Here is a 25,803-nt window from a genome sequence, read left to right as displayed (position 1 = left end):
TCACGGTTGAGAGGCTGACTGGTGGTACTGGTGGACCACGGCGTGCCCCTTGCCCCGGCTGATGAGCCACCGGTTGACAGGCGTGGTCAGCAGGAACGCCACCACCAGCGACCCGGCCAGCGAGGCCCAGAACAGCCCGCTCGTCAGGCCCGCGTCCATGGCGCCGGGCACGAGCACCATCACCGCGTTGTCCAGCAGCTCCATGACGATGATGGACACCGTGTCGGCCGCCAGCGCCACCTTGAGCGCCGAGCGGAAGTCGACGCCCGCGCGCATCACGCCGCGCATGGTGAGCGCGTACCCGAAGACGAACGCCAGCGCCACGGACAGCACGACGGTGCCGGCGTTGTGCAGCCCGGCCGCGGTGCCGATGACCATGCCGAGCACCTCGCCGATGGCGCAGCCGGTCAGGCAGTGCAGGGTCGCCTGGGCGGCGGCCTGCCACGTCGCCGCGGGCGCGCCCGCGTGGTGGCCGCCGTGACTGCCGTGACCGGCATGACCAGCGTGACCGGCATGACCAGCGTGACCAGCGTGACCGGCGTGGTGACCGTCATGACCGGCGTGGTGATCGGTGTGGCCGTCGGCGTGCGTGGTGTGGTGGCCGTGGGGGTCGCCGTGCGGGCCGGTCGGGTGGCCGGTGGGGCCGGTGGGGTTGTCCATGGTCCTGCCTTCCTTGCGTCCCGGCCATCATAGGGATAGGGGGTATATGTGTCATGCGGCGACCCCGGGAACGCCGCTCGTCAGTGTCCGTGCCCGTGTCCGTGCCCCACGAACGTCCCCGCCGGCCGCCCGCCCGGCACCAGCCCGAGCGAGACCACGGCGGCGACCGCCGCGGCGATCGCACACACCGTCAGCGCGCCGGTGAAACCGCCGATCCCGGCGGCCCCCGGAGCCAGGCCGGCCGCGGCGACGGACGAGACGACCGCGACGCCGATCGAGCCGCCGAGCTCGTGGAAGGTGTTGACCACGCCCGACGCCACACCGGCCTCGCCGCTCGGGACGTTGGCCATGGTCGTCGTCGTGGCCGTGACGAACGCGGGCCCGATGCCGAACGCCGCCACCACGAAGCCCGGCAGCAGCGTCGTCCAGGCGCTCGCGCCCGGGTCGATGCGCGTCATCAGCCACGCGCCGAGCGCGGTGAGCGCGAACGCCGCCACGGCGACGGGCCGCCCGCCGACCCTGCCGATCAGGTGCGCGCCGAGCTGCGCGCCGGCCGTGATGGCGACCGCGACCGGCAGGAACAGCAGGCCGGTCGCCAGCGGGCTCATGCGCAGCACGTGCTGGAGGTAGAGGGAGCTGAGGAAGAACAGGCCGAGCATGAGGCCGGTGGCCATGAGCATGACGAAGACGCCGGACAGCACCGGGCGGCGGGTCAGCGTCGCGACCCGCATGAGCGGCTCCCGCGCGGTCCGCTCGATCAGCACGAACACGGCGTAGAGGACGGCGGAGCCGGCCAGGGGCAGCAGGGTGCGCGTGGAGGTCCAGCCCGCGTCGCCCGCGCCGACCAGACCGTAGATGAGCAGCCCGGTGGCCAGCGTCACGGCCGCGGCCCCGGGCACGTCGATCCCCGCCCGTCCGCCGTGAGCGGTCCGCTCGGGAGCGGGCACGACGGCCGGCAGGGCGGCGAGCACGAGCACGCCGATCGGCACGTTCACGTAGAACACCCACGTCCAGCCCGGCCCGGCCGTCAGCAGCCCGCCGAGCAGGACGCCCGCCGCGGCGCCGGAGCCGCCGATGGCCGCCCACACCCCGAGCGCCCGCCCGCGCCGGTCGCCGTGGAAGGCGCCGGTGATGACGGCGAGCGCCGACGGCGACATCAGCGCCGCTCCCACGCCCTGGAGCGCGCGGCCGGCGATGAGCGTGGCGCCGTCCGCCGCGATCCCCGCGACCAGCGAGGCGAGCGTGAAGACGGCCAGTCCGGCGAGCAGCGTCCGGCGCGCGCCGAGCGCGTCCGCGAGCCGTCCGCCCAGGACCATGAGGCCGCCGAAGCAGAGCGTGTACGTCGTGACGACCCAGGTGAGCGCCTCGCGGCCGAGGCCGAGGTCGGCCCCGATGCTCGGCAGGGCCACCTGCACGACCGTGATGTCGACGATGAGCATGAACTGCGCCAGGCAGAGCAGGGCCAGCGCGGCCCATCCGCCGGTGGCCCGCATCCCGCGCGGGGGCGCGACATGTCCGTGGCTCACGAGATCTCCTTAACTTGAACACTGATGTACGAGTTATAGGAGACCATACCCCCGTACGGCACATCCCGGACACACGTGAGCCCCCGGAGAGGAACCTCCGGGGGCTCACGGCGAGGTGGTTCAGGTGATGGCGCCCCGCGAGGTCATCGGGGCGAGGGCGAACCGGGTGGTGGCCCACACCGCGTACAGCAGCGGCGCGCACGCCAGCAGCAGGCCCGGCACCGGCCTGGCCAGCACGACCCCCACGGCCAGGGCGAGCACCACGGTGTTCGCGGCGGCCAGGTACCAGCGGCGCACCACCAGGTACAGGCACGGCCGCACCAGCGCCCGCAGCCTCGCCGGCTCCGCCCCGCCGCGGCCCGGACGCGCGGAACCACCCGGAACACAGCCGCCCGGCTCGGCGAGCAGCGCGATCAGGGCGACCACCGTGGCGACCACGAGCACCACGGCCGTGGCGAAGAAGGGCACCAGCGCCGGACCCCAGGCCGTGCGCGCCACCACGGCCCCGTCCACGACCAGCACGCTCACGGCCGCCGCGCCCGCCGCCCACACGGCGAGGGCCGGGCGGGCCGCGCTCCGGTAGCCGGCCCAGAACGTCCGCACCACGGACGGGGAGCCCGAGCCGAGCGCGGCGAAGCAGCGGAACGCCCCGGCCAGCGCCGGCGCGCACACCAGCGACAGCGCGGCGAAGAACGGCCACGAGGCCAGCGGGTCGCGCACCAGCGCGAGGGCCGCGAGCAGCGGGGCGCAGGCGACGGCGAGCATCGCGTTGGTCGCCAGGCAGGTGTAGGCGGCGGCGAACACCTTCTCGTACGTGCCCTGCCGCGCGGGCCGCAGCAGGCTCCGCGCGCTCATCCCTTGAGCCCGCTCGTCGCGATGCCCTGAATGAAGTAGCGCTGCCCCAGCAGGAACACCGCCAGGATCGGCAGCACCGACAGCGTCGCCCCGGTCATCATCATCGCGTACTCGGCGTCGTACTGGCCGATGAAGGACCGCAGGCCGAGCTGCACCGTCCACAGGTCGTTGTCCGTCAGATAGATGAACGGCCCCATGTAGTCGTTCCAGGTGTTGACGAACGTGAGCAGCGCCAGGCTGGCCAGCGCCGGCTTGGACAGCGGCAGCATGATCCGCCGGTAGATGCCGTACTCGCTGAGCCCGTCGATCCGCGCCGCCTCGCACAGCTCGTCCGGGATCGACAGGTAGTACTGCCGCATGAGGAACACGCCGAACGCGCCGAACGCCTGGAGCAGGATGATCGCCAGATGCGTGTTCGTCAGGTCGGCCTTCTGCATCATGATGTACTGCGGCACCATGTACGCCTGCCAGGGCACGGCGATGGTGGCGATGTAGGCCAGGAAGAGCGCGTCGCGTCCGGGGAAGCGCACCTTGGCGAAGCCGTAGGCGGCGAAGCTGCCGCTGAGCACCTGGAGCACCGTGATCGTCACCGACAGGAACGCCGAGTTGCCCAGGTAGGTGAGCAGCGGGATGCGCTCCCAGATGTCGACGAAGTTCGACCAGCGCAGCTCGTTCGGTATCCACTGGATCGGCACGGTGAAGACCTCGTTGTCGCGCTTGAGCGACGACGACAGCATCCACGCGAACGGCACGAGCACCAGCGCCGCCATCGCGGTCAGCGCCGCGTACGCCAGCACCCGCCGCACCAGCGCGGTCATGAGGCGCTCCTCCGTTCGTTGATGCGGAACTGGACGACCGTCACGGTCAGCACGATCAGGAAGAGCACGAGCGCGATCGCCGACGAGTAGCCGAACCGCCCCTCGGTGATGCCCTCGCGGTAGACGAGCTGGGCCAGGACGAGCGTGCTGCGGCCGGGCCCGCCGTCGGTCATGACGACGATCAGGTCGAGCACCTTGAAACTCTGGATCGTCAGCATGACCGCGACGAAGAACGTCGTGGGCCGCAGCGACGGCACCGTGATGCTCCAGAACCGCTGCCAGGCGTTCGCGCCGTCCACGCGTGCCGCCTCGTAGTACTCCTTCGGGATCGTCTGGAGACCGGCGAGGTAGAGCACCATGTAGTACCCCATGTCCCGCCACACGCTGGTGATGACGACGGCGGGCATCGCCCAGTCCCTGCTGGCCACCCAGCGCGGCGGCTCGGACACGCCGATCGCCTCCAGCACCTGGTTGACCGGCCCGGCGGTCGGGTTGAACAGCATGTTCCACACGACCGCCACCGCGACCAGCGACGTGATGTACGGGAAGAACGCCGCGGTGCGGAAGAACGGCACCCCGCGCAGCTTCCGGTTCAGCGCGATGGCCAGGCCGAGCGCGGCGGCCAGCGTGAGCGGGATGTGGCCGGCCGCGTAGAACAGCGTGTTGCGCAGGGCGACGTGGACGTTCTCGTCGCGCAGCATGCGCGCGAAGTTGTCCAGCCCCACCCATTCCGGGTCGCCGTAGGAGTCCCACTTCAGGAACGCCAGCGCGAACGCCGTCAGCATCGGGATGATCGTGAACAGCAGGAAGCCGGCGAAGTTCGGGAGGATGAAGCTCCAGCCGACGAGGATGTCGCGCCAGGCCCGCCGCCCGCGGGGCCGGGTCCGCGGCGCGGCCGGCGCCGGTCGTGTGATCACCTGAGCCATGGGCGTCCTTTGCGAGCTCTGATACGGGTGGCGGGGGGTGCGGGTCGCTAGTTGAGGACCTCGCTCTTGACCCGCTCGCTCATCGACCGGATGCCGTCGGCGGCCGACTTCTCCCCGACCATGATCAGCTCGTGCTCCTCCTTGAGGATGGTGTCCACGTCGGAGGTCTTGTCGCTGACGGGCATCTCCAGCACGACCTTGTCGGGCTCGAACGCCTTCTTCGACGTCTCGTCCGCGGGCATGCCCTTGAGCTTGAAGTACGCCTCGGTGATCTCGGGGCTCTTGAACGCCGGCACCACACCGATTCCGCTCAGCGCCTCGGCCCCGGCCTTGCCCGCCGCGAACTGCACGAACTTCTTGGCCGCCGCGGCGTGCTCGGCCTTCTTGTTGACGGCGAACGCGGTCGGCGAGCCGAACGTCGTCACGCCCGTCGCCCCGGGGCGCTGCGGCATCGGCGCGATGGCCCAGTCCACGTCGATCTTGCCCTCGGCCCTGCCGCTCAGCAGGTTGGCGATGTACCAGGTGCCCATGGGCAGCATGGCGGTCGCGCCGGTCTCGAACATCGTCTTGTAGTCGGACTTCTGCGCGCTCGCGGTGCCGAAGTCGAGGGCCGCCCCGGACTTCTGCAGGCCGAGCGCCACGGCGTACTGGTCGGCGAAGAAGGAGTAGTCGCCGCCGAGCTGGTCGCCGCCGGTCTGCGCCGCCGCGATCGCCTGCACCACCGACCGCCAGGTGTGCTGGTAGGTGCCGTAGACCTTCTTGCCGCCCGCGTCCTTGGTGAGCCGCTGCGTCAGCTGGACGTACTCGTCCCAGGTCATCGTGCCGGGGTATGTGACGCCCGCCTGGTCGAACAGCTTCTTGTTGTAGTAGAGCAGCCAGAAGTCCTGCCGGTACGGCAGCGCGTAGTACCTGCCGCCGACGTCGAAGGCGTCCAGGCCGGCGAGCCGGGCCGCGTCGGGCCCCTTGGCCAGGTCGGTGACCTCGGTGAGCTGGCCGCGGCTGGAGTAGCGGGAGTAGTCGGTGACGTTCTTCATGGTGATGACGTCGGTGTCGTCGCCGCCGGCGAGCATCGTGGTGACCTTGTCGGCGTAGTCGTCGGCGAGGATGTCCACCGGCCGCACCTTGATGCCGGGGTTGGCCGCCTCGAACGCGTCGAACAGGGCCTTGAACTCGGGTGTCTTGCCCATGTTCCAGACGGTGACCGACAGGGTGACGTCACCGCCGTCGCCGCCGGCGTCGTCCTTGGAACCGCCGCAGGCCGTCGCCGCCAGCGAGAGCGCCGCCACCGCGGCCAGGGTCCTGAGGAACGGGCGGCGCCCCGCGGCGCTCGCCGAGCTGTCAGAAGAGATCATGGTGATCCGGTCTCCTTTCCGTCGAGCCGGTCGCGGGACTCAGGCGCTGACCCTGAACTCGTCGGCGGTGACGGCCGCGCGGGGCGGCCGGCCGTGCAGGTAGCGGTCGAGCTCGTCGAGCGCGCTCTCACTCATCCGCCGGGTCTCCGATCCGAGTGACCCGGCGATGTGGGGGGTGATCATGACGTTGGGCAGGTCGTACAGGGGTGAGTCGGCCGGCAGCGGCTCGGGGTCGGTGACGTCGAGCATCGCGTCCAGCCGCCCGCTCACGCACTCGCGCTCCAGCGCGGCCGTGTCGAGGACGGAGCCGCGCGCGGTGTTGATGACGGTCGCGCCGTCGCGCAGCATCGCCAGCTCCGCGGCGCCGATCAGGTGCCGGGTGGACGGCAGCGCGGGGACGTGCAGGGTGAGCACGTCGCTGCGGCGCAGCAGCTCCGGCAGCTCGACCAGGCGGGCGCCCGCCGCCGCCACCTCGCCGGAGTCGGCGTACGGGTCGGCGACGAGGACGTCCACCTCCAGGTCGCGCAGCCGCTCGACGACCCGGCGGCCCACGCGGGAGTAGCCGACGACGCCGATGGTGCGGCCCCGGTTGCTCAGCTCGCCGCGGCTGGTCGCGAAGGACCAGTCGGCGCGGTGGCGCCGGGCGTCCTGGGCGAGGAACGGGGCCTTCTTCCCGGCGAAGATGATCGCGGCCAGCGTGAACTCGGCGACCGGGATCGCGTTCTCGTCCGCGGCGTTGGTCACCAGGATCCCGCGCCGCCACACCTCGTCGGTGACGAACGTGCGTACGGTGCCGGCGCAGTGGAAGATCGCCCGCAGGCCCGGCGCGCCGGCCAGCCGCTCCTCGGTCAGCCGGGGGCAGCCCCAGGAGGTGACGAGCACCTCGACCTCGCGCAGCCGCCGCCGCGCCTCGGGGGTGTCGAGGTCGTCGGTCACGAGGGGGTCGCCCAGCTCGGCGAGCTCACGCAGCCGGCGGAGCTGTGGCTCCTCGAACAGCGTGCTGAACGTGGCGGGGTCCATGACCAGCAGGGCCGGTGGCCGTCTCACTCGGGTTCCCTTCGGCGGCAAGCGCTTACCAGTGCGCCGATCCTGGCTGATCGTTACGATCGCGTCAAGAGCTCATTAATCAGAACGATCAGAGTTATCGGTCCGATATTGATCGTTTCTGTGCCGTCAGGGCTGAGGGGGCGCCGAGGAGGCGCGCACGATCAGGCGGGGCTCGATCACGACCCGGTGCGTCGGCCGCTGCGGGTCCTCGTCCGCCAGGCGCTCCGCCAGCAGCCGGTACGCCGCCCGCCCGATCGCCGCCTTGGGCGGCCGGACCGCCGTCAGCGGCGGGTCGCACAGCTCGGCCACCTCGTCGTCGTACGTCACCACCGACAGGTCGCCGGGAACCCGGATGCCGCGCTCCTGGCAGCGTTCCACCAGGCGGATCGCCTCGGGATCGGAGTGGACGAGCAGCGCGGTCGTGCCCGAGGCGACGCACGCGTCGAGGACCGCGTCGAGCGCCTCCGGCCAGCCGGGGTCGCGCTGGTCGACGGTCGTCAGGTCGGGCGTGCCGTCGAGGGGCAGGCCCAGCTCCCCGCACGCCTGCCGCCACCCGCGCCGCACGTGCGGGGTCGTGGGGCTCTGCGTCGTGGTGAGCACGCCGACCCGCCGGTGGCCGAGCGTGGCCAGGTGCCGCACGGCCATCGCCGCCCCGAACACGTGGTCGCTCACCACCGACTCCATCGCCTCCCGGTGCGGGCCCACGGTGGCGGCGCGCTCGACCAGCACCACCGGCACGCCCGCGCCCTGGAGCCAGCGCACCAGCTCCTCGCCCTCGTCGCCGGTCGTCGTCGGGGCCACCAGCAGGCCGTCCACCCCGGCGGTCCCGACCAGCCGCGAGAGCTGGCGGCGCTCGTCCGCCGCCTGGTAGGTGGCGCCGCGCAGGACGAGCCGCGCCCCGGACGCGGCCGCCGCCTCGCGGGCGCCGCGGATCACGTCGGGCCAGTAGTAGTCGAGCGACGGCACCACCATGCCGACCGTGGCCCGCGCCTGCTCCTGATCCGGCCCGCCGACCTGCCCACCGGGCACTGTCGTCGGCGCCGCCTCCCCGGGGACCGCGCCCGGCCCCGTGACGGACCGGACCGAGGCGGCCCCCGCCTCCTGGCCGGGCTCGGGGGCCGGCGGCGTCCCCTGGGGGGTGACTCCCGCCAGCGTGTCGGCCACCGCGCTCCCGTGCAGCACGGCCCCGCCGCGTACGCGCCGCAGCAGTCCCTGGGACGACAGCAGCGCGATGTCGCGGCGGACCGTGATGACCGAGACGTCCAGCTCGGCCGCCAGCTCGTTCACGCGGACGACCCCGCGCCTGCGCAGCAGCTCCACGACCTGGGCCCGCCGCTCGTCGGGCAGCAGCTCCACCACCTGAGCCCCCTGCTCGTCGGGCAGCAGCGCCACCACCTGAGCCCCCTGCTCGTCGGGCAGCGGCTCCACCGCCTGCGCGTGCCCCTCGCCGGCCGCCGGGTCGTCCGGCCCGCGGGAAGGGGGAGCGCTCGGGGCACTGGGGTGCGGGTGGTCGTGGGCGGTCATGGGTGCACCTCCACCCGGAGTTCGAAGGAGCCGCGCGCCGTGCCCGGGAGCCGCAGCTCCAGCCGGGTCAGGCGCTCGCCCCACACCTCCGAGAGCATCGGATCCTCCAGCGTGCGGACGGTGAGGGCGGCCGTGGCGCGCGCCGGGTCCCAGGTGACGAGCGCGGCCCGCGCGCCGTCCGGCGGCCGTACGACGAGCCGCCCGTCGTCGTGCTGTTCGACCTCGCCCGCCAGCAGGTGGTGCAGCACGCTCGGCTGCCCGTCGGCGGCGAAGGTCCAGGTGTCCTCGACGGTCACGACCGCCGCGCGGCGGTCGAGGCGGGCGACGCGCCACCAGCGCTCCAGTCCGGGCACGGGGTAGGCGGCGGCCAGGTCCATGCGGGCCTCGAAGCGTCCGGGCTCGTCGGCGACCTTGACGTCGCGGGCCCGGAACGCGGGTCCCTGCCCCTGGGCCGTGCCCCGGATCTCGGGGACGTTGTGCCAGGTGCTCTGCATGGTCCAGATCGCGTACCGGCCGGGGCCGAAGGTCTGCGCGGTGTACGTGGGCCGCCCGGCGTCCACCAGCGCCGGCACGCCGTCCACGGCGACGACGACGGAGCCGACGTCGTTGTGGTTGTGGTGCTCGCCGTTGTGGCCGCCCTTGACCGCGAGCGTGAGCCCGCGCGCGCTGCCGGCGACCTCGCGCGCGACGCCCACCTGCGTACCGGGGAACCACACGGCCGCGACAGCCGGCGCCTCCACGGCCTGCGCCCCCGTGTCCGCCGGGGCCTCCACGCTCTTCACTCCTGAGTCTGCCAGGGCGTCCTTGGTCGCGTCACCCGCGTCGGCCGCCCACCATTCCGCGTCGGCCAGCTCCCGCAGCGCCCTGCCCAGCTCGGCGGTCACCGCGATCCCGCCGGCGCGCCGCGAGCGGGCGTGCCGCGCCGCGTCCGCCTCGCCGAGCCGCCGCCCCCACCGGTACGGCACGTGCCACGGCTGGTCGGCGGGCGGGCGGGCCCGCGCGTCGGCGAGGTTCAGGTACCAGGGGCCGCCGAGCCACATATGGTGCGGGAAGCGGAGCGTCGCCCGCACCACCGGCACGTCGGCCGCGGCCAGCGCCCCGGAGGTCGCGTGCTCCAGGACGTCCAGGGCCTCCAGCGCCCGGCACGCCCCGTTCCACCAGTATTCGTACCCCTCGTCGATCGAGCCGTCCTCCGGCAGGGCGGCCAGGTAGCGGTCGAGGCCCTCCAGAGCCCACGCCACCTGGGACGCCCGCTCCTCGCCCGGCTCGCCCAGCCGGAGCGCCGCCACCAGGACATTGCCGCAGATCCAGGGGCACCAGTTGTGGACATCGCCGTCGAGGCCGAGCCAGTGCCAGTCGCGCCGCTCCGTGAACGGACGCAGCACCCGCGCCCGCGCCTCCCGCCGGACCCGCTCGCGCAGGCCGGGGTAGCGGGCGTCGAGCCGGTCGCCGAGCACGTGGTCGGCCCAGGCGAGCTGCGCGGCGACGTCGGCCGCGCCCAGGTCGAGGTGCGGGGCGGCGGTGTCGGGCAGCACGGGACCGCCCGGCCGGCAGGTGTCCTCGTGCGCAGGCCAGCACCAGGTGGTCTGCTCGCAGAGCAGCAGCATGCCGTCGGCCACCTCGTCCAGCCACCGCTCGCCCGCCCCCGGCCCGCCCGCCCCCGGCCCGGCCGCCCCCGGCCCGGCCGCCCCCGGCTCGGCTGCCCCCGGCCCGGCCGCCTCACCCGAAGTCTCGCCGCCGTCGCCGAGGCCGGACGCATCGGACTCGCCGGACGTGGCGAGGGCCATGAGGACCGCGCGGGTGAGCCGGTCCTGGCGTTCGAACACCCGCGCCTCGTACGCCGTGCGGTTGCCGTCGCGGAAGTAGCGGGTGTACTGCGAGGCCAGCGGCTGCGGCCAGGGCGTGCCCCGCTCGGCCTCCGCCCGCTCCCGTACGGCCCGCAGCGCCCGCCCGGCGTGCGGCCCGAGCCCGTCCCAGAGCCCGTCGCAGAGCCCGTCCCGGTGCCGGCCCCAGGAGCCCGGCACCGGCAGCGCCGCGTCGGGCGGCAGCAGCGCCCGCGCCAGCGCCCCGGCCGTGGCGGCCTCGCCCCAGACGGCCAGGAGCGGCCCGGCCTTGCGATCCGGGAGCTCCGTGAGCTCCGGACCGGTCGCGGTGTTCGTCATGGTCCTCCTTGCCCGGGCCCCATCGTAGCGATCGAAAGTGATCGAAGCTGAACCTTTCCCGGCAAGGAAGGCAGAAGGGGCGCGTCAGCCGACAGCCAGCGACAGGCGCCGGTGCAGGCCGGTGTTGCGGCGCCCGCCGAGCCGGTGGACGGCCAGCTCCAGCGCCTTGCGTTCGCCCACCAGCACCACCCACGACCGGGCCCGCGTCACCAGCGTGTAGAGCAGCCGCCGCCGCAGCATGACGCCGCCCGCCTCGACCACGATGGGCGCCACCACGAACGGGTACTCGCTGCCCTGCGAGCGGTGGACGCTGATCGCGTACGCGTGGGTCAGGTCGTCGAGCTCGTCGAAGCCGTACGTGACCGTGTCGCCGTCGTCGATGCGGATCTCCAGCAGCCGCTCCTCCGGCACCAGCCGGGTGACCGTGCCGGTCTCGCCGTTGAAGACGCCCTTGTCGTAGTTGTTGCGGATCGGCATGACCCGGTCGCCGACCCGGTAGACCGACGAGCCGGACCAGTGCTCGGGAGCGCCGTCGCGGGCCGGGTTGAGGCGGTCCTGGATGAGGCGGCCCAGCTCGGCGGTGCCGGCCGCGCCCTTGCGCATCGGGCACAGCACCTGCACCTGGTCGGGCCGGACCCCCTGCTTGCGCGGGATCGCGACCGTCGCGAGGTGGACGACGCGCTCGGCCACGGCGGCCGGGTCGTCCAGCTCCTCGAACCAGAACCCGCCGCCCCCGGGCAGCGGGGGCAGCTCGCCGGCGCGGATGAGGTGGGCGCCGCGGATGATGCCGCTGCCCTCGGCCTGGCGGAAGACGTGGGTGAGCCGCACGCGCGGGATCTCCTCCACGCGCAGCACGTCGGCCAGCACGCTGCCCGGCCCGATGCTGGGGAGCTGGTCGCTGTCGCCGACGAGCAGCAGGTGGCCGCCCGAGGGGATCGCCGAGCACAGCCGGGTCGCGAGGTGCAGGTCGAGCATGGACGCCTCGTCCACCACGACGAGGTCGGCCTGCGCCGGCGCCTGGTCGAACAGCGCGTCGGGGTCGGGCTGGTGGGCCAGCATCCGGTGGACGGTCATCGCGGGCAGGCCGGTCAGCTCCGACAGCCGCTTGGCGGCCTTGCCCGTGGGCGCGGCCAGCGTGACCGTGCCGCCCATCGCCCGCACGGTGGCGGCGATCACCCGCACCGTGTGGCTCTTGCCGCAGCCCGGTCCGCCGGTCAGGACGGACACGGTGCTGGTCAGCGCCATCGTGACGGCCGCCCGCTGGTCGTCGTGGAGCCCGGGGTCCTCGGTGAACGGCCGCATGGGCAGCGTCGAGCGGGCCTGCCAGAGCCGGCCCAGCTCGCCGGCCAGCTTGACCTCGCGCGCGTGCAGCTCCTTGGCGTACACGACGACCTGGTCGGGCCCGGCCTCGACGACCACCCGCCGCTCGGCGGCCAGGGCGTCGACCATCGGGCGCACCTGGTCGGGGTCCTGCTCGACCAGCTCGGCGCTCTGGGCGACGAGGGCCGTCATGGACAGGTAGCAGTGGCCGCCCCCGGCGGCGGCGTTCTCCAGCCGGTCGAGCAGCGCCGCCTTGATCCGCTGCGGGCTCTCGCGTGGCACCCCCGACTGGAGCGCGATGCGGTCGGCCGTGTGGAAGGCCACGCCCCGGACCCGGCCGATGAGCTGGTACGGGTCGGAGGCGAGGACGTCGGCCGAGTCCGTGCCGTACACCTGGTAGATCTTGGCGGCGAGCAGCGGGCTGACGCCGTGGCCCTGGAGCACGACCATCAGCCCGGCGATCGCCTTCTGCTCGCGCCACGCCTCGACGATCTGGCTCTGACGGGCCGGGCCGATGTTGAGCACCTCGGTGAGGCGCTCCGGCGCGGTGTCGATGACGGTCAGGGTGTGCTCGCCGAAGTGGCCGACGATGGCCTGGGCCAGGCGCGGGCCGATGCCGCGGATCAGGCCCGAGCCGAGGTAGAGCTGGATCGCCCGCACCGTGGACGGGACGATCCGCTCGCACGCCGTCACCCGGAACCGGTGGCCGTGGCGCTCGTGCTCGCCCCACGCGCCGGCCAGCCGGAGCGTCTCGCCCGGCTGGACGCCGGCCAGCGCCCGCCCGGTCGCGACGAAGCTCGACGCGACCGGGCCCGGCCCCGGGTCGGTGCTCATGCGGGCGACGGTGTAGCCGTCGTCGCGGACGTGGACGAGCTGCTCGACCGAGGCGTCCACGGCGACCGGAGCGTTCACGGCGGCCGAGCCGTTCACGGCGGCAGCGCCATCCACAGTGACCGAGGCGTCCACGGCGAAGATCCCATCATCCTGTACGGCCTCGCCAGCTTAGAAGAGCGGGCCGACAGAACGGGCAGGACCTAGTTCCACTGGGCGATGAGCTTGTCGTAGTCGACGGTCTCGGGCTTGCCCCGCTCGTCGGCCAGCTTCGGCGCCGGGGCGCCGGGCTGGTCGAGCCAGTACTGGGCGGGCCGCTCGGGATTGAGCCTGGGCGCGCAGTTCCCGCCGTAGCCGCGCCGCTCCAGCCGGGACAGGATCTCGTCCTGCTGCCTGGCCAGGTTGTCCATCGACTGCTGGGGCGTGGTCTCGCCGGTGACGGCGGTGGCCACGTTCTGCCACCAGAGCTGCGCCAGCTTCGGGTAGTCGGGCACGTTGGTGCCGGTCGGGGTCCACTGCTTGCGCGCCGGCGAGCGGTAGAACTCGATCAGCCCGCCGTACTTGGCGGCGTTCCGCTTGAAGTAGTCGCTGCGGATGTCGCTGTCGCGGATGAACGTCAGGCCGGCGATGGACTTCTTCAGCGACACCGACTTGGACGTGACGAACTGCGCGTACAGCCAGGCGGCGGCGCGGCGCTCCTTCGGGGTGTTGCGGAGCAGGGTCCACGAGCCGGCGTCCTGGTAGCCCAGCTTGTTGCCCTCCTTCCAGTACACGCCGTGCGGGCTCGGCGCGATGCGCCACTTGGGGGTGCCGTCGGCGTTCACGACGGGCAGGCCCGGCTTGGTCATGTCGGCGGTGAAGGTGGTGTACCAGAAGATCTGCTGGGCGATGTTCCCCTGCGCGGGCACGGGCCCGGCCTCGCTGAAGTTGCGGCCGGCCGCCTCCTTGGGCGCGTACTTCTTCAGCCACTCCACGTACTTGGCCAGCGCGTAGACCGACGCCGGGCCGTTGGTGTCGCCGCCGCGCGTGACGGACGAGCCGACGGGCCGGCAGTTCTCCACCCGGATGCCCCAGTCGTCCACGGGCAGGCCGTTCGGGATGCCGGGGTCGCCGTTGCCGGCCATGGACAGCCACGCGTCGGTGAACCGCCAGCCGAGCGAGGGGTCCTTGCGGCCGTAGTCCATGTGGCCGTAGACCTTCTTGCCGTCGATCGTGCCGTTGCCGTTGACCTTGTTGGTGAAGAAGTCGGCGATGTCCTCGTAGGCCGCCCAGTTGACCGGCACGCCGAGGTCGTACCCGTAGGCGTCCTTGAACTGCTTCTTGATCTTCGGGTCGGTGAACCAGTCGTAGCGGAACCAGTAGAGGTTCGCGAACTGCTGGTCGGGGAGCTGGTAGATCTTCTTGTCCGGGCCGGTGGTGAAGCTGATGCCGATGAAGTCGTCGAGGTCGAGCGTGGGGGAGGTGACGTCCTTGCCCTCGCCGGCCATGTAGTCGGACAGCGGGAAGACGTAGGTGCCGCGCGAGTGGGTGCCGATGAGGTCGGAGTCGTTGACGTAGGCGTCGTAGATGTTCTGGTTGCCCTGGATCTGGGTCTGCAGCTTCTCGATGACGTCGCCCTCCTGGATCAGGTCGTGCTTGACCCTGATCCCGGTGATCTCGGCGAACGCCTTGGCGAGCTGCCGCGACTCGTACTCGTGCGTGGTGATCGTCTCCGACACCACGTTGATCTCCATGCCGCGGTACGGCGCGGCGGCCTTCATGAACCAGTCCATCTCGGCGAGCTGCTGGCTCTTGGACAGCGTGCTCGGCGTGAACTCCTGCGTGACCCACTTCTGCGCCGCCGCCTTGCCGCCGGCCTCGGTCCAGTCGCTCCTGCGCGGACCGTCACCCTGCGAGCAGGCCGCGGCGAACAGGACGAGCGCGGCCACGGCGGCGGCCGTCCTCCTCCGGGTGACTCTGGTGTGGAGCGGTAACGGCATGTCCGTCCTCTCTCTCAACCCCATATCCCGATGACCACCGCCACCAGCAGCGCGCACCCCAGCGCGAGCCACATCGACAGGTCCGTGACGGCGATCCAGCCCGCGAGCACGACGGCCGCGCTGATGAGCCCGATGTACAGCCGGTCGCCGCGGTCGGTCTCGATGCGCAGGAAGCCCCGCCGCGCCACCGGCGGCGACAGCTTCGCCCACACCGCCATGACGCACAGCAGCGCGCCCAGGCCGGCGAACACCAGCGCGGTGGGCGCCGTCCAGACCATCCACTCCAGCACGGCGGGACGCGGACCCATCAGACCCTCCCCAGCGCGAAGCCCTTGGCCACGTAGTTGCGGACGAACCAGATGACCACGGCCCCCGGGATGATCGTCAGCACGCCGGCGGCCGCGAGGAGTCCCCAGTCGACGCCCGCGGCGCTGACCGTGCGGGTCATGGTGGCGGCTATCGGCTTGGCGTTCACGGAGGTGATGGTCCGGGCGATCAGCAGCTCGACCCAGCTGAACATGAAGCAGAAGAACGCGGTGACGCCGATCGCGGAGCGGATCATCGGCAGGAAGATCCGCACGAAGAAGCGCGGCAGCGAGTAGCCGTCGATGGCGGCCGTCTCGTCTATCTCGCGCGGGATGCCGGACATGAACCCTTCGAGGATCCACACGGCCAGCGGCACGTTGAACAGCATGTGCGCGATGGCGACGCCGAGGTGCGTGTCGAACAGGCCGACGCTCTGGTAGATCTGGAAGAACGGCAGCAGGAACACGGCCGGCGGCGCCATCCGGTTGGTCAGCAGCCAGAAGAACAGGTGCCGGTCCCCGGCGAACCTGAACCTGGAGAACGCGTACGCCGCCGGGATCGCCACGACGAGCGACATGACCGCGTTGAGTGACGTGTACACGATCGAGTTGAGGTAGCTGGAGTACCACGACGGGTCGCCGAAGAAGGTGGCGTAGTTGTCCAGCGTCGCCCGCTGCGGGACGATCGAGAAGCCGCCGAGGATGTCCTCGTTCGGGCGGATCGACATGCCGAACATCCACAGCAGCGGCAGCATCAGCGTGGCGGCGTAGAGCCAGAAGACGGTCCTGGCCCACGGGAGCTGCCGCCCCGCCCGCCGCGCCACGGCGGGCGCCGCCGGGCCTGCGGTCATGCCGCTCACCTTCCGCTCCGGGTCAGCACGGTGAAGAAGACGTACGAGACGATCTGCACGATGAGGAAGTAGAGCAGCGAGAACGCGCCCGCGGGCCCGAGGTCGAACTGCCCGACGGCGATCTTCGACAGCAGGACGCTGAGGAACGACGTGGCGTTGCCCGGCCCGCCGCCGGTCACCACGAACGGCTCCGTGTAGATCATGAAGCTGTCCATGAACCGCAGCAGGATCGCGATCGTCAGCACCCCGCGCAGCCGGGGGAGCTGGATGCGGCGGAACGTCGCCCACGCCGACGCGCCGTCGATCTGCGCCGCCTGGAAGTACGGCTCCGGGATCGAGCGCAGCGCCGCGTACGCCAGCAGCGCCACCAGCGGCGTCCAGTGCCACACGTCCATGACGAGCACCGTGATCCAGGCGTCCGTCGAGTCCAGCGTGTAGTTGAAGTCCACGCCCGGCACCTGGTTGATCGCCCAGCCGCCGAGCCCGATGTCGCCCCGGGCGAAGATCTGCCAGATCGTGCCCACGACGTTCCACGGGATGAGCAGCGGCAGCGCGACGACCACCAGCGCCGCCGACACCGTCCAGCCGCGGCGCGGCATCGCGACGGCGATCGCCACCCCGAGCGGGATCTCGATCAGCAGCACCTGCGCCGAGAACAGCAGCGTCCGCAGGAACGCGCCGCGCACCTCGGGGTCGCGCGTCACCGAGCGGAACCACTCCAGCCCGACGAAGATCCGGTCGCTGGGGCTGAAGATGTCCTGCACGGAGTAGTTGACGACCGTCATGAGCGGGATCAGCGCGGTGAACGTCACGCAGACGACGACGGGCAGCACGAGCAGCCAGGCCCGGTTGTCCTTCGGCTTGGCCTCGGGCCGCCGGTCCGGCTCGTCGGCCGCCGCCGCGACGGGGTCCTTGACCGGTTCGGTGAGCGTCATCCAGCCCTCCCGTTCAGGGGGACGACCTGCCCGCAGCGGACCGCGTCGCGGAACAGGAAGACCCGGCCGGTGGTGAAGCGGACGAACCCGGCCGCGCCCGGCTCGTACGGCGAGCCCGCCTCGGCCCTGGCCACCAGCGGATGCCCCGCGGCCCGCACGTGGACCAGGTCGTAGGCGCCCATCCGGTCCACGCCGGTCACCTCGGCGGGCAGCCCCGGCGAGCCCGGCCCGTCGCCGAGCCGGGCGAACTCGGGCCGCACCCCGACGCGCACCGGCCCCGGCGGCAGCGGCTCGTCCACGCGCCCGACCACCTGCCCGCCCACCCGGACCAGGCCGTCCGCGACCTCTCCGGGCAGCGTGTTCATGCCGGGCGAGCCGATGAAGTGGCCGACGAACTCGTGCGCGGGCGACAGGAACAGCTCCGCCGGCTCACCGGCCTGCACGATCGCCCCGTCCTTGAGCACGACCACCTCGTCGGCGAACGTCAGCGCCTCGGTCTGGTCGTGGGTGACGTAGACCAGCGTGTGGCCGGTGTCGCGGTGGATCTCCTTCAGCGTGCTGCGCAGCGTCCACCTGACGGCCGGGTCCACCACGGTCAGCGGCTCGTCCAGCAGCACGGCCGCCACGTCCGAGCGCACCAGGCCGCGGCCCAGGCTGACGATCTGCTGCCGGCCGGGGTCCAGCCGCCGCGAGCGGCGTCCCAGGTGGGCGTCCAGGCCGAGCATCCGCGACACCGCGCGCACCCGCCGGTCCACCTCGTCCTTCGGGTAGCGCCGGTTGCGCAGCGGGAAGGCGAGGTTGTCGTAGACCGACATCTCCTCGTACAGCACCGGGAACTGGAAGACCTGCGCGATGTTGCGCCCCGCGGTCGGGACCGAGGTCACCTCGCGCTCGCCGAACCAGACGCGGCCGGTCGTCGGCGTGATGAGGCCCGACATGATGTTGAGCAGCGTCGTCTTGCCGCAGCCGCTGGGTCCGAGCAGCGCGTACGCCCGGCCGGAGCGCCAGGTCCAGGTCATCGGGCGCACGGCCCACGTCCGCCCGCCGTCGTAGCTGTGCCCCACGTCCTCCAGGCGGATGTCAGCCATGCAGGTCGACCTCCGCGGCGGACTCGGCGAGCAGCCGCCCGCCCGACTCGTCGAACAGGAAGGCGTGCGCCGGGTCCACGTACGCCGTCGCCCGGTCGCCGGGGGTGAAGGCGCGCGGCCCGTCGAGCTGGGCCACCAGGTGCCGGTCGCCCGGCAGCAGCAGGTGGACGAACGTGACGCTGCCCGTCACCTCGGCCAGCCGGACCTCCGCCGGGAACTCCAGCGCGCCGTCCCCGGCCGGGTCGATCGACACGTGGTGGGGCCGGACGGCCAGCACGACGTCACGGCCGGAGGCGTGCGCGCGCGGCGCCGGGAACGAGGCGCCCAGGACCTCCACCCGGCCCTCCCGCACGGTGCCCGGCAGCAGGTTGAGCGGCGGGTCGCTGAGCGCGGCGGCCACGGCCAGGGTGGGCGGGTGCGCGTAGAGGGCGGCGACCTCGCCGGTCTCCAGCACCCGGCCCTCGCCGAGGACCACGGCCGGCGCCGCGAACGCCAGCGCCTCGGCCGGGTCGGACGTCGCGTACAGGACCAGGCCGGGCGACTGCCTGAACATGCTCTTCAGGTCGGAGCGGAGCTGCTCGCGCAGCTTGAAGTCGAGGTTGGCCAGCGGCTCGTCGAGCAGCAGCAGGTCGACGGGGCGGGCCAGCGCGCGGGCGATCGCGGTGCGCTGCTGCTGGCCGCCCGACAGCTCGGCCGGCCGCCGCCCCAGCAGCTCGGCGATGCCCATCAGCTCGGCCACCTCGCGCACCCGCCGGTCGACGTCCCGCTTGGGGAACGAGCGGTCCAGGCGCAGGGGGGAGGCGATGTTCTCGTGGACGGTGAGGGAGGGATAGTTGACGAACTGCTGGTAGACGAAGGCGACGGAGCGCCTGCGGACCGACAGCCCCGTGACGTCCCGGCCGTTGACGACCACCCGCCCCGAGTCGGGCGGCAGGAGGCCGGCGGCCACCCGCATCAGGGTGGTCTTGCCGGCCGTCATCGGGCCGAGCAGCGTCGTCATCCCGCTCGGTAACTCGAGGTCGATGCCGTCGAGCCAGACCTCTCCGCGTCTCCGTACGCAGACGCCGTCGAGGGTCAGCGCCATGTGCCCGGTCCTCTCTGCCGGAGCCGAATCGGTTGCTGCGAGAGTCGGGTGAATGTCCCTCCATCTAACATGAGCCGCTTGGGCCTGCCTAGTACTCCAGCTGTAGATCGCGATCTTCATGCCTGAGTGGCTCGTCGCTGGTAGTGGCTGGCCTGGGATCGGGCCTGGTGGCGGCGTCGCCAGTGGGACCAGTCGAGTTGGTGGGCCGCGTCGTGGACGCGTCGGACGACGAGCGCGATGAACAGGCGCTGGATCTCGTTGCAGGTGAGCGGTATCAGTCCGTCCGGCCTGGGGTGGCGGGCGTGTTCGTCGGCGCGGACGACGGTGAGGAAGGCGTGTGCGAGCATCGCCAGGGTGACCCAGCGGTGCCAGGACGTCCAGCGTCTGACCTGGTGTTCGTCCAGTCCGGCCAAGCCCTTGCCGGACTGGAAGGTCTCCTCGATCGTCCATCTGCGTCCGGCAACCTGCACCAGGGTGGACAGCGGAACCTGGATAGCTGAGTAACAGCGGTAGAAGGCGAGTTCGCCGGTGCGCCGGTTGCGGCGGACGAGCAGCTGGTGGTGGCCGGGCCGGTCGTCGGCGATGTCGGCCAGGACCCAGTCGTAAAAGCGGTGGCCCTTGGCACCGGCGCCGGCACCGGCCGAGAGTTTCTGCCAAGCCCTCTTCGGCAGCTTCTTGACCAGGGCGTCAGCGCGGAACTTGCCCGCGCGGGTGGTGATCTGGTGGTCACGGGCGACGGCGAGTACGTAGCCGATCTCGCGTCTCTCCAGCTCGGTTCGCAGGTGCGGATTGCCTCCATAGACCTCATCGCCGGCCACCCAGGAAGCGGGGACACCGGCGTCCAGCGCGCGGCCGATCATGCGGGCGGCGAGTGCGGGTTTCGTCGTGAAGCCGACGGTGTCGGGTATCCCGGCAGCCCGGCAACGGGCCGTGTCCTCGGTCCAGGAGCGCGGGACATACAGCTCCCGGTCGATCGCTGCATGGCCCCGCCGGGTGGAGTAGGCGAGATAGACAGCGACCTGACTGTTCTCGATGCGTCCGGCGGTGCCGGTGTACTGGCGCTGCACGCCCACCGTGGCAGTGCCCTTCTTGAGATCACCGGTCTCGTCGACGACCAGGACTGCCGCGTCGTCGTGCAGTTGCTCGACGACGAAGCCGCGCAGGTCGTCGCGTACTGCGTCGGCGTCCCACTTGGCCCTCGACAGCAGATGCTGCAGACCGTGCGGGGTCGCGTCCCCGGCATGCTCGGCGAGCGTCCAGCAGTTCTTGCGCGGCAGGTCCGACAACAAGCCGAGCATGAACGCCCGTGCCCGGCGCCGTGGTTCCACCCGGACGAACCGTCCCGCGATACGGCCCATCAGGACCTCGAACGTCTCCTGCCACCGGGCAGGATCTATGCTGTGACCTGCGGCCACCGTCTGATCTTCTGTCTTCACACACCGATGATCACCGGTGGCCGCACCCGGTCCCGGACCGGCCCTGACGAGCAGGATCACGGTCGGGGCCGAAGCACCAGTTCTGGAGTTGAGTCGGCCGATGGACATGTCCTCCCGAGAGATCCGCATACCCCTCAGCGAGATCGTTACAGTCCTCCTGGACCTGGACGAGTTCGTGGTGTCCCTCGACCGGCTCCGATCCCGCCAGGCATTCGGAGCGGCCGACGAGTACACCGTCGGCAAATTCATCGCCGACTGGGATGTCGCCCGGCGGTTGTCCCGTGCCCGGCGCGTCATCGGTGTCGCGCTGGATGCGCAACTGAGCGAGGAAGAGAACCTCGAGATCGACGCCCTGTGTGAACAGGGCCGCGTTTACACGGACAGCGTCGGCTACCCCTCCCCCGACCAGTCCAGCTGAGACAGCAAGCGCATCGGACCGGACCAGTCGAGACAGGGATCAGTTCGGCCCGAGACCTGCTGCCGGGCCAGCAAGATCACGATCTACAGCTGGAGTACTAGGCCGTTCCCGGCCCGTGCGATCCGCGCCGGGCGGTCCGCGCCGGACGCCGCGGCGCGGACCGCACGGGGGCTGGGGGGTTACGGGGTCACTTGCTGATGCGGACGGCGTCCGCGATGACGTAGCCGGTGCCGCCCGTCCACCGGCTCACGCCGACCACGTTGGCGGTGCCGGCGTTGAGGGAGAACGTGCCGAGGCTGCGCCAGGCGCCGCCGCCCGAGCGCTGGTCGACGTACACGGTCTGGTTGCCGCTCGACGTCGCCACGATGTACGGCGCCGAGCTGTTGTACCCGGCGTCGGCCGGATACCAGACCTCGACCTTGTAGGTGCCCGCGCTCGGGATGTTCGCCTGGTACCAGGCGACGTCGCTGGAGGACACCGGGTCGGCGAAGCGGTAGTCGGCGCCGTAGCGCTGGGCGGAGTACGCGGAGGTGCCCCAGTTGGCGCTGGCGGTGAACTGGCCGGAGGTGGAGTTGTCGACCGTGGCGCTCCACGTCGGCGTGCCGCCGCCGGTCACGTAGTTCATGTACGTGGTCCAGTTCCAGTACGGACCGGGGTCGGTGTGGTCGGCGCCGGGCACCTCGACGTGGCCGATGATGTGGGTGCGGTCCTTCGGGATGCCGTACTTGTCGCAGATCCAGCGGGTCAGCGCGGCCGAACCCCGGTACATCGCGTCGGTGAACCACGAGGCCTCGCTGACGTAGCCCTCGTGCTCGATGCCGATGGAACGGGTGTTGTAGTCCCAGTTGCCCGCGTGCCAGGCGATGTCCTTGTCCCGCACCATCTGGGTGATGGCGCCGTTGGAGGACTTGACCACGTAGTGGGCGGAGACCTTGGCGCTGGGGTTCTGGAACCAGGAGATGGTGCCGGCGTACGAGCCCTGGGTGACGTGGATGACCACGCGGTCGATGTTGTACGACGACTCACGGCTGGAGACCGTGTAGTTGCTGGAGCTGGCGGCGACCCAGGTCGCGTTGGGGTAGTCGGCGGCGGCCAGCAGGCCGGGGGAGCTCTCGGCCTTGGCGCTGAGGTCGCGGGCGTTCGCCAGGTCGCCGCGGTCGGCGGTGACCTCCTGCGGCTTGACCGTCACGCCCTTGGCCTGGACGCCGAGGCCGAGCAGCTCGTAGACGGAGTCGGCGTACAGTCGGGCCAGCTCGGGTGAGGAGGCGTTGCCGTACTTGGCGACGGCCTGGTACCAGCGGCCGGAGTCCTTGCGGGCGGCCTCGTCGAGCCCCTGCTCGTCGGCGAGGGAGCGCAGGACGGCGGCGCCGCCCGCGATGTTGGCCGTGTCGTCGGCGCGCAGCTTCTCGACCGGGAGCTTCGTCAGCTCGGCGGCCTTCTCCAGGGAGTGGTTGGCGGGGTTGCTGACCAGGTGCATGACGCCGTAGCCGCCGCTGGCGCTGGGCTGACCCTGGTGGCCGTCGAGGTGGGTCTCGGCGTAGGCGAGGGCGACGAGCAGGTCGCGGGGGACGTCGTTCTGGGCGGCGGCCTTGGCGAAGGCGGCCTGGAGGGGGGTCTCGCGGGCGGCCTGGGCGGGAGTGGCGCCGACGGCGAGACCGGTGAGGAGGGCTGAGGTGACGAGAGCGACTAATCGCGTGCGGGCGAATGTCATGGGGAGCTCCTCGTTGGGGGTGACGGTCGCACAGTAGGCGCATTCCATGACAGATGTCGATAATTGACATTACTGGGGAGTTAGAAGAAACTTTTCGCCCGCGCGATGGGATTGTCGGGTTTTGAGGGGTCTTGAGACACTTGTCGGCGTAAGGTCGCTGTGAAGTTGGGCCCCCTCGGTTCTGTGAAGACTATTGCGCTCCGAGTAACGGTCGCTGAAACTTCTCTTCGTGACCACGCACCACGGGAGCCTGTCAAGCCGGCTCGCCGCGTTCGCCCCCCGCGCCTTACCCACCCCCCGCTCCTCCCGCTCGCCCCGCGCGTTGCGCGCCGCCGTGGCCGCGCTCGTCGCCGCCGCCGCCACGCTGCTCGCCCCGGCCGCGCCCGCCGCCGCGCAGGGCTCCGCCGCCGTCACCGCCGCCTGCACCACGGACCCCGCCAAGCCGAAGCGCCAGCTCCGGGCCATGTGGGTCTCCTCGGTGGCCAACATCGACTGGCCCAGCGCCCCCGGCCTCAGCGTCTCGGCCCAGCAGTCCGAGTTCCGCGCCTGGCTCGACCTCGCCGTGCAGAAGCGGATGAACGCCGTCGTCGTGCAGGTACGGCCCACGGCCGACGCGTTCTGGCCCTCCCCGTACGAGCCGTGGTCGCAGTGGCTGACCGGCACCCAGGGCAAGGACCCCGGCTACGACCCGCTCGCGTTCATGGTCGGCGAGGCCCACGCCCGCAACCTTGAGTTCCACGCCTGGTTCAACCCGTACCGGGTCGCCAACCACGACGACCCGACCAAGCTCGTCTCCACCCACCCGGCCCGCCAGAACCCGGGCTGGCGCTTCGCCTACGGCGGCAAGCTCTACTACAACCCCGGCATCCCCGCCGTGCGCGCCTTCATCGAGGACGCCATCATGGACGCCGTCACCCGCTACGACCTCGACGGCGTCCACCTGGACGACTACTTCTACCCGTATCCGGTCAGCGGCCAGACGATCCCCGACTCGGCCACCTACGCCGAGTACGGCGGCGGGTTCCCCAGCATCGCCGACTGGCGGCGCGACAACGTCGACAAGCTCGTCCGCGAGATGGACCAGCGCATCCACGCCGCCAAGCCGTGGGTGACATTCGGCATCAGCCCGTTCGGCATCTGGCGCAACTCCTCGACCGACCCGCTCGGCTCGGCCACCTCCGGCCTCCAGTCGTACGACGCCATCTACGCCGACAGCCGGCAGTGGGTGAAACAGGGCTGGGTCGACTACCTGGCGCCGCAGATCTACTGGCACATCGGCAACGCCGCGGCCGACTACAAGGTGCTGACCGCCTGGTGGTCCGATGTGGTGCGCGGGACGGGCGTCCAGCTCGTCATCGGGCAGGCCGCCTACCGGGCCGGCGCCTCCGGCCAGGACGCCGCCTGGCAGGACCCCGCCGAGCTGAGCGACCACCTCACCTACAACCGCACCAGGCCCGAGGTGCTCGGCGACGTCTACTTCTCCGCCAAGGACGTCAAGGCCGACCGGATCGGCAGCTTCACCAAGGTCGTCTCCACCCACTACACCAAGCCGGCGCTGCTGCCCGCCCGCGGCACGGCCGCGGCGCCCGCGGCGCCGACGATCGGCGCGGCCACGCGCGGCTCGGGCGGCGTCGCGCTCACCTGGCAGGGCTCCGGCACCGCGTACGCGGTCTACCGGGTGGACGGCTCGCCCGCGACCGCCGACCCCTGCGCCTTCGCCGACGCCCGCAACCTGCTGACCACCACCCGCAGGACCACCTTCACCGACGCCACGGCCTCGGCCACGGCCGCCTACACCTACTACGTGACGGCGCTCAACCGCACCCACCAGGAGAGCGACCCCAGCGCCGGCAAGGCCGTGGCGGGCAGCGGCACGTCGTTCAGCGTGACGGTGGACAACGCGGACGCCGGCTTCACGGCGAGCTCGTCGTGGGGCACCTCCACGTACTCCTCGCAGCTCCACGGCACCGACTACCGCTTCGCCGACCCGGTCTCCGCCAGCGACCCGGCCTGGTTCAAGGCGGCGATCCCGAGCGCGGGCAGCTACAAGGTCGAGATCTGGTACCCCTCGAACGCGGGATACAACAGCGCGACCCCGTACCTCGTGGCCACGAGCACCGGCACCCAGACGGTCGCCGTGGACCAGCGCACGGGCGGCGGCGCGTGGCGCACGCTGGGCACGTACACGCTGAACGCGGGCACGTACAACGTGGTCGGCGTCAGCCGCTGGACCTCCACCACCGGCTACGTCATCGCCGACGCGGTGCGCATCACCAAGCTCTGACGCTCACGGCCCGCCCCCCGGGGGCGGGCCGTGAGTGAGGTCTACAGCTCGCAGTTGACCTCGGTCTCGGCGGTGCAGGTGTCCACGCCGTCGCCGCCGTTGACGTGGTCGACCCCGGCGCCGCCACTGAGGATGTCGTCGCCGGTGCCGCCGCTCAGCGTGTCGGCCGCCGAGCCGCCGAAGACGCGGTCACGGCCGGGGCCGCCGCTGAGCGCGCTCGGGATGTTGGTGTTGTTGCGCACCGCGTCGTCGCCCAGGGAGGCGGTGACGCTGAGGCGGGTGACCCCCACGGTCGAGCAGCGGACGAGCGCGCCGAGCTGCTGGCAGCCGGCGCCCGCCGTGACCTGGGCGAGCGTGTCGGTGACGGTGATGGACGCGCCGGCGCTGCCGTTGATGTCGAGGCCGTTGGCCTCGGCGCCGGCCCGCACCGCGATCGTCGAACCCGTCCTCGACACGACGACCGGTGCGAGGGCGGCCCGCGCGTCGGAGGCCGGGGAGCTGTGGGCATGCGCCGGGGCGCCGAGGAGGAGGGCCGATCCCGTCAGGGCCGCCCCCGCGAGCAGCGCCTTCCCCCAGATGGTACGAGACATGGGTGATTTCTCCCGTGTGTTGATGTGCGTGGATGGGCCCCCTGGTGCGGTCGTGCGCAAGTCCCTCCTTTCGCTTCCTGGCGGCTCGGGTCACATGCCGA

21 protein-coding genes are annotated in these 25,803 nt (G+C 72.0%); 2 read left to right on the top strand and 19 right to left on the bottom strand.

The features are described from left to right. From HD595_RS08555 to HD595_RS08475, 17 genes are all read right to left on the bottom strand, one after another. On the bottom strand, nucleotides 1-660 hold the full coding sequence (locus HD595_RS08555; RefSeq protein WP_253767297.1) for a DUF4396 domain-containing protein: 660 nt from the start codon (nucleotides 658-660) through the stop codon (nucleotides 1-3). 80 nt (nucleotides 661-740) lie between these two features. Beyond that, the gene (locus HD595_RS08550; protein ID WP_253767294.1) at nucleotides 741-2,186 is read right to left on the bottom strand and encodes an MFS transporter; all 1,446 of its coding nucleotides are present in this window, start codon (nucleotides 2,184-2,186) and stop codon (nucleotides 741-743) included. Between the two features lie 120 nt (nucleotides 2,187-2,306). Next, nucleotides 2,307-3,041, bottom strand: a complete 735-nt coding sequence (locus HD595_RS08545) for a hypothetical protein (RefSeq protein WP_253767292.1) — start codon at nucleotides 3,039-3,041, stop codon at nucleotides 2,307-2,309. After that, nucleotides 3,038-3,859, bottom strand: coding sequence for a carbohydrate ABC transporter permease (locus HD595_RS08540; protein ID WP_253767290.1), 822 nt, complete (start codon nucleotides 3,857-3,859; stop codon nucleotides 3,038-3,040). Before HD595_RS08540 ends, HD595_RS08545 begins: the two co-directional genes overlap by 4 nt. Continuing rightward, complete coding sequence (locus tag HD595_RS08535) at nucleotides 3,856-4,785, bottom strand: carbohydrate ABC transporter permease (RefSeq protein WP_253767288.1); 930 nt, start codon at nucleotides 4,783-4,785, stop codon at nucleotides 3,856-3,858. Before HD595_RS08535 ends, HD595_RS08540 begins: the two co-directional genes overlap by 4 nt. A gap of 47 nt (nucleotides 4,786-4,832) precedes the next feature. Next, the gene (locus HD595_RS08530) at nucleotides 4,833-6,137 is read right to left on the bottom strand and encodes an extracellular solute-binding protein (RefSeq protein ID WP_253767286.1); all 1,305 of its coding nucleotides are present in this window, start codon (nucleotides 6,135-6,137) and stop codon (nucleotides 4,833-4,835) included. A 39-nt stretch (nucleotides 6,138-6,176) separates the two neighbouring features. Then, the gene (locus HD595_RS08525) at nucleotides 6,177-7,184 is read right to left on the bottom strand and encodes a hydroxyacid dehydrogenase (RefSeq protein ID WP_253767283.1); all 1,008 of its coding nucleotides are present in this window, start codon (nucleotides 7,182-7,184) and stop codon (nucleotides 6,177-6,179) included. Between the two features lie 126 nt (nucleotides 7,185-7,310). After that, nucleotides 7,311-8,708, bottom strand: coding sequence for a substrate-binding domain-containing protein (locus HD595_RS08520; RefSeq protein ID WP_253767281.1), 1,398 nt, complete (start codon nucleotides 8,706-8,708; stop codon nucleotides 7,311-7,313). After that, on the bottom strand, nucleotides 8,705-10,870 hold the full coding sequence (locus HD595_RS08515) for a heparinase II/III domain-containing protein (protein ID WP_253767279.1): 2,166 nt from the start codon (nucleotides 10,868-10,870) through the stop codon (nucleotides 8,705-8,707). Before HD595_RS08515 ends, HD595_RS08520 begins: the two co-directional genes overlap by 4 nt. Before the next feature lie 84 nt (nucleotides 10,871-10,954). Then, a complete protein-coding gene (gene recD2 / locus HD595_RS08510; protein ID WP_253767277.1) occupies nucleotides 10,955-13,120 on the bottom strand; it encodes an SF1B family DNA helicase RecD2 in 2,166 nt (721 codons plus the stop codon). A gap of 104 nt (nucleotides 13,121-13,224) precedes the next feature. Beyond that, nucleotides 13,225-15,000, bottom strand: coding sequence for an ABC transporter substrate-binding protein (locus HD595_RS08505; protein WP_253767275.1), 1,776 nt, complete (start codon nucleotides 14,998-15,000; stop codon nucleotides 13,225-13,227). 14 nt (nucleotides 15,001-15,014) lie between these two features. Then, complete coding sequence (locus tag HD595_RS08500; RefSeq protein WP_253767273.1) at nucleotides 15,015-15,308, bottom strand: DUF2160 domain-containing protein; 294 nt, start codon at nucleotides 15,306-15,308, stop codon at nucleotides 15,015-15,017. After that, nucleotides 15,308-16,156, bottom strand: coding sequence for a carbohydrate ABC transporter permease (locus HD595_RS08495; RefSeq protein WP_253767271.1), 849 nt, complete (start codon nucleotides 16,154-16,156; stop codon nucleotides 15,308-15,310). The genes HD595_RS08500 and HD595_RS08495 overlap by 1 nt, the downstream gene beginning before the upstream one ends. Before the next feature lie 5 nt (nucleotides 16,157-16,161). Continuing rightward, nucleotides 16,162-17,091: a carbohydrate ABC transporter permease gene (locus HD595_RS08490; RefSeq protein WP_253767269.1), complete on the bottom strand. Its 930-nt coding sequence runs from the start codon at nucleotides 17,089-17,091 to the stop codon at nucleotides 16,162-16,164. After that, on the bottom strand, nucleotides 17,088-18,179 hold the full coding sequence (locus HD595_RS08485) for an ABC transporter ATP-binding protein (RefSeq protein WP_253767267.1): 1,092 nt from the start codon (nucleotides 18,177-18,179) through the stop codon (nucleotides 17,088-17,090). Before HD595_RS08485 ends, HD595_RS08490 begins: the two co-directional genes overlap by 4 nt. Then, nucleotides 18,172-19,263 (bottom strand): ABC transporter ATP-binding protein, encoded by a 1,092-nt coding sequence (locus tag HD595_RS08480; RefSeq protein ID WP_253767265.1) that lies wholly within the window; start codon nucleotides 19,261-19,263, stop codon nucleotides 18,172-18,174. Before HD595_RS08480 ends, HD595_RS08485 begins: the two co-directional genes overlap by 8 nt. A 116-nt stretch (nucleotides 19,264-19,379) precedes the next feature. Next, nucleotides 19,380-20,621, bottom strand: coding sequence for an IS701 family transposase (locus HD595_RS08475; RefSeq protein ID WP_253781102.1), 1,242 nt, complete (start codon nucleotides 20,619-20,621; stop codon nucleotides 19,380-19,382). 178 nt (nucleotides 20,622-20,799) lie between these two features. Between HD595_RS08475 and HD595_RS08470 the strand changes: the two genes are divergently transcribed. After that, nucleotides 20,800-21,117 (top strand): hypothetical protein, encoded by a 318-nt coding sequence (locus HD595_RS08470; protein WP_253767263.1) that lies wholly within the window; start codon nucleotides 20,800-20,802, stop codon nucleotides 21,115-21,117. Nucleotides 21,118-21,304: 187 nt separating this feature from the next. Here HD595_RS08470 and HD595_RS08465 read toward each other — a convergent pair whose 3' ends face one another. Continuing rightward, nucleotides 21,305-22,828: a golvesin C-terminal-like domain-containing protein gene (locus tag HD595_RS08465; RefSeq protein WP_253767261.1), complete on the bottom strand. Its 1,524-nt coding sequence runs from the start codon at nucleotides 22,826-22,828 to the stop codon at nucleotides 21,305-21,307. A 229-nt stretch (nucleotides 22,829-23,057) separates the two neighbouring features. Between HD595_RS08465 and HD595_RS08460 the strand changes: the two genes are divergently transcribed. Next, nucleotides 23,058-25,112, top strand: a complete 2,055-nt coding sequence (locus tag HD595_RS08460; RefSeq protein WP_253767259.1) for a family 10 glycosylhydrolase — start codon at nucleotides 23,058-23,060, stop codon at nucleotides 25,110-25,112. A gap of 41 nt (nucleotides 25,113-25,153) precedes the next feature. Here HD595_RS08460 and HD595_RS45690 read toward each other — a convergent pair whose 3' ends face one another. Beyond that, the gene (locus tag HD595_RS45690; RefSeq protein WP_301309472.1) at nucleotides 25,154-25,702 is read right to left on the bottom strand and encodes a hypothetical protein; all 549 of its coding nucleotides are present in this window, start codon (nucleotides 25,700-25,702) and stop codon (nucleotides 25,154-25,156) included. Nucleotides 25,703-25,803: the final 101 nt, after the last annotated feature.

The sequence above is a fragment of the Nonomuraea roseoviolacea subsp. carminata genome (assembly GCF_024172185.1).
GTDB lineage: Bacteria > Actinomycetota > Actinomycetes > Streptosporangiales > Streptosporangiaceae > Nonomuraea > Nonomuraea roseoviolacea.
This window is presented reverse-complemented; position numbering and strand designations above follow the sequence as displayed.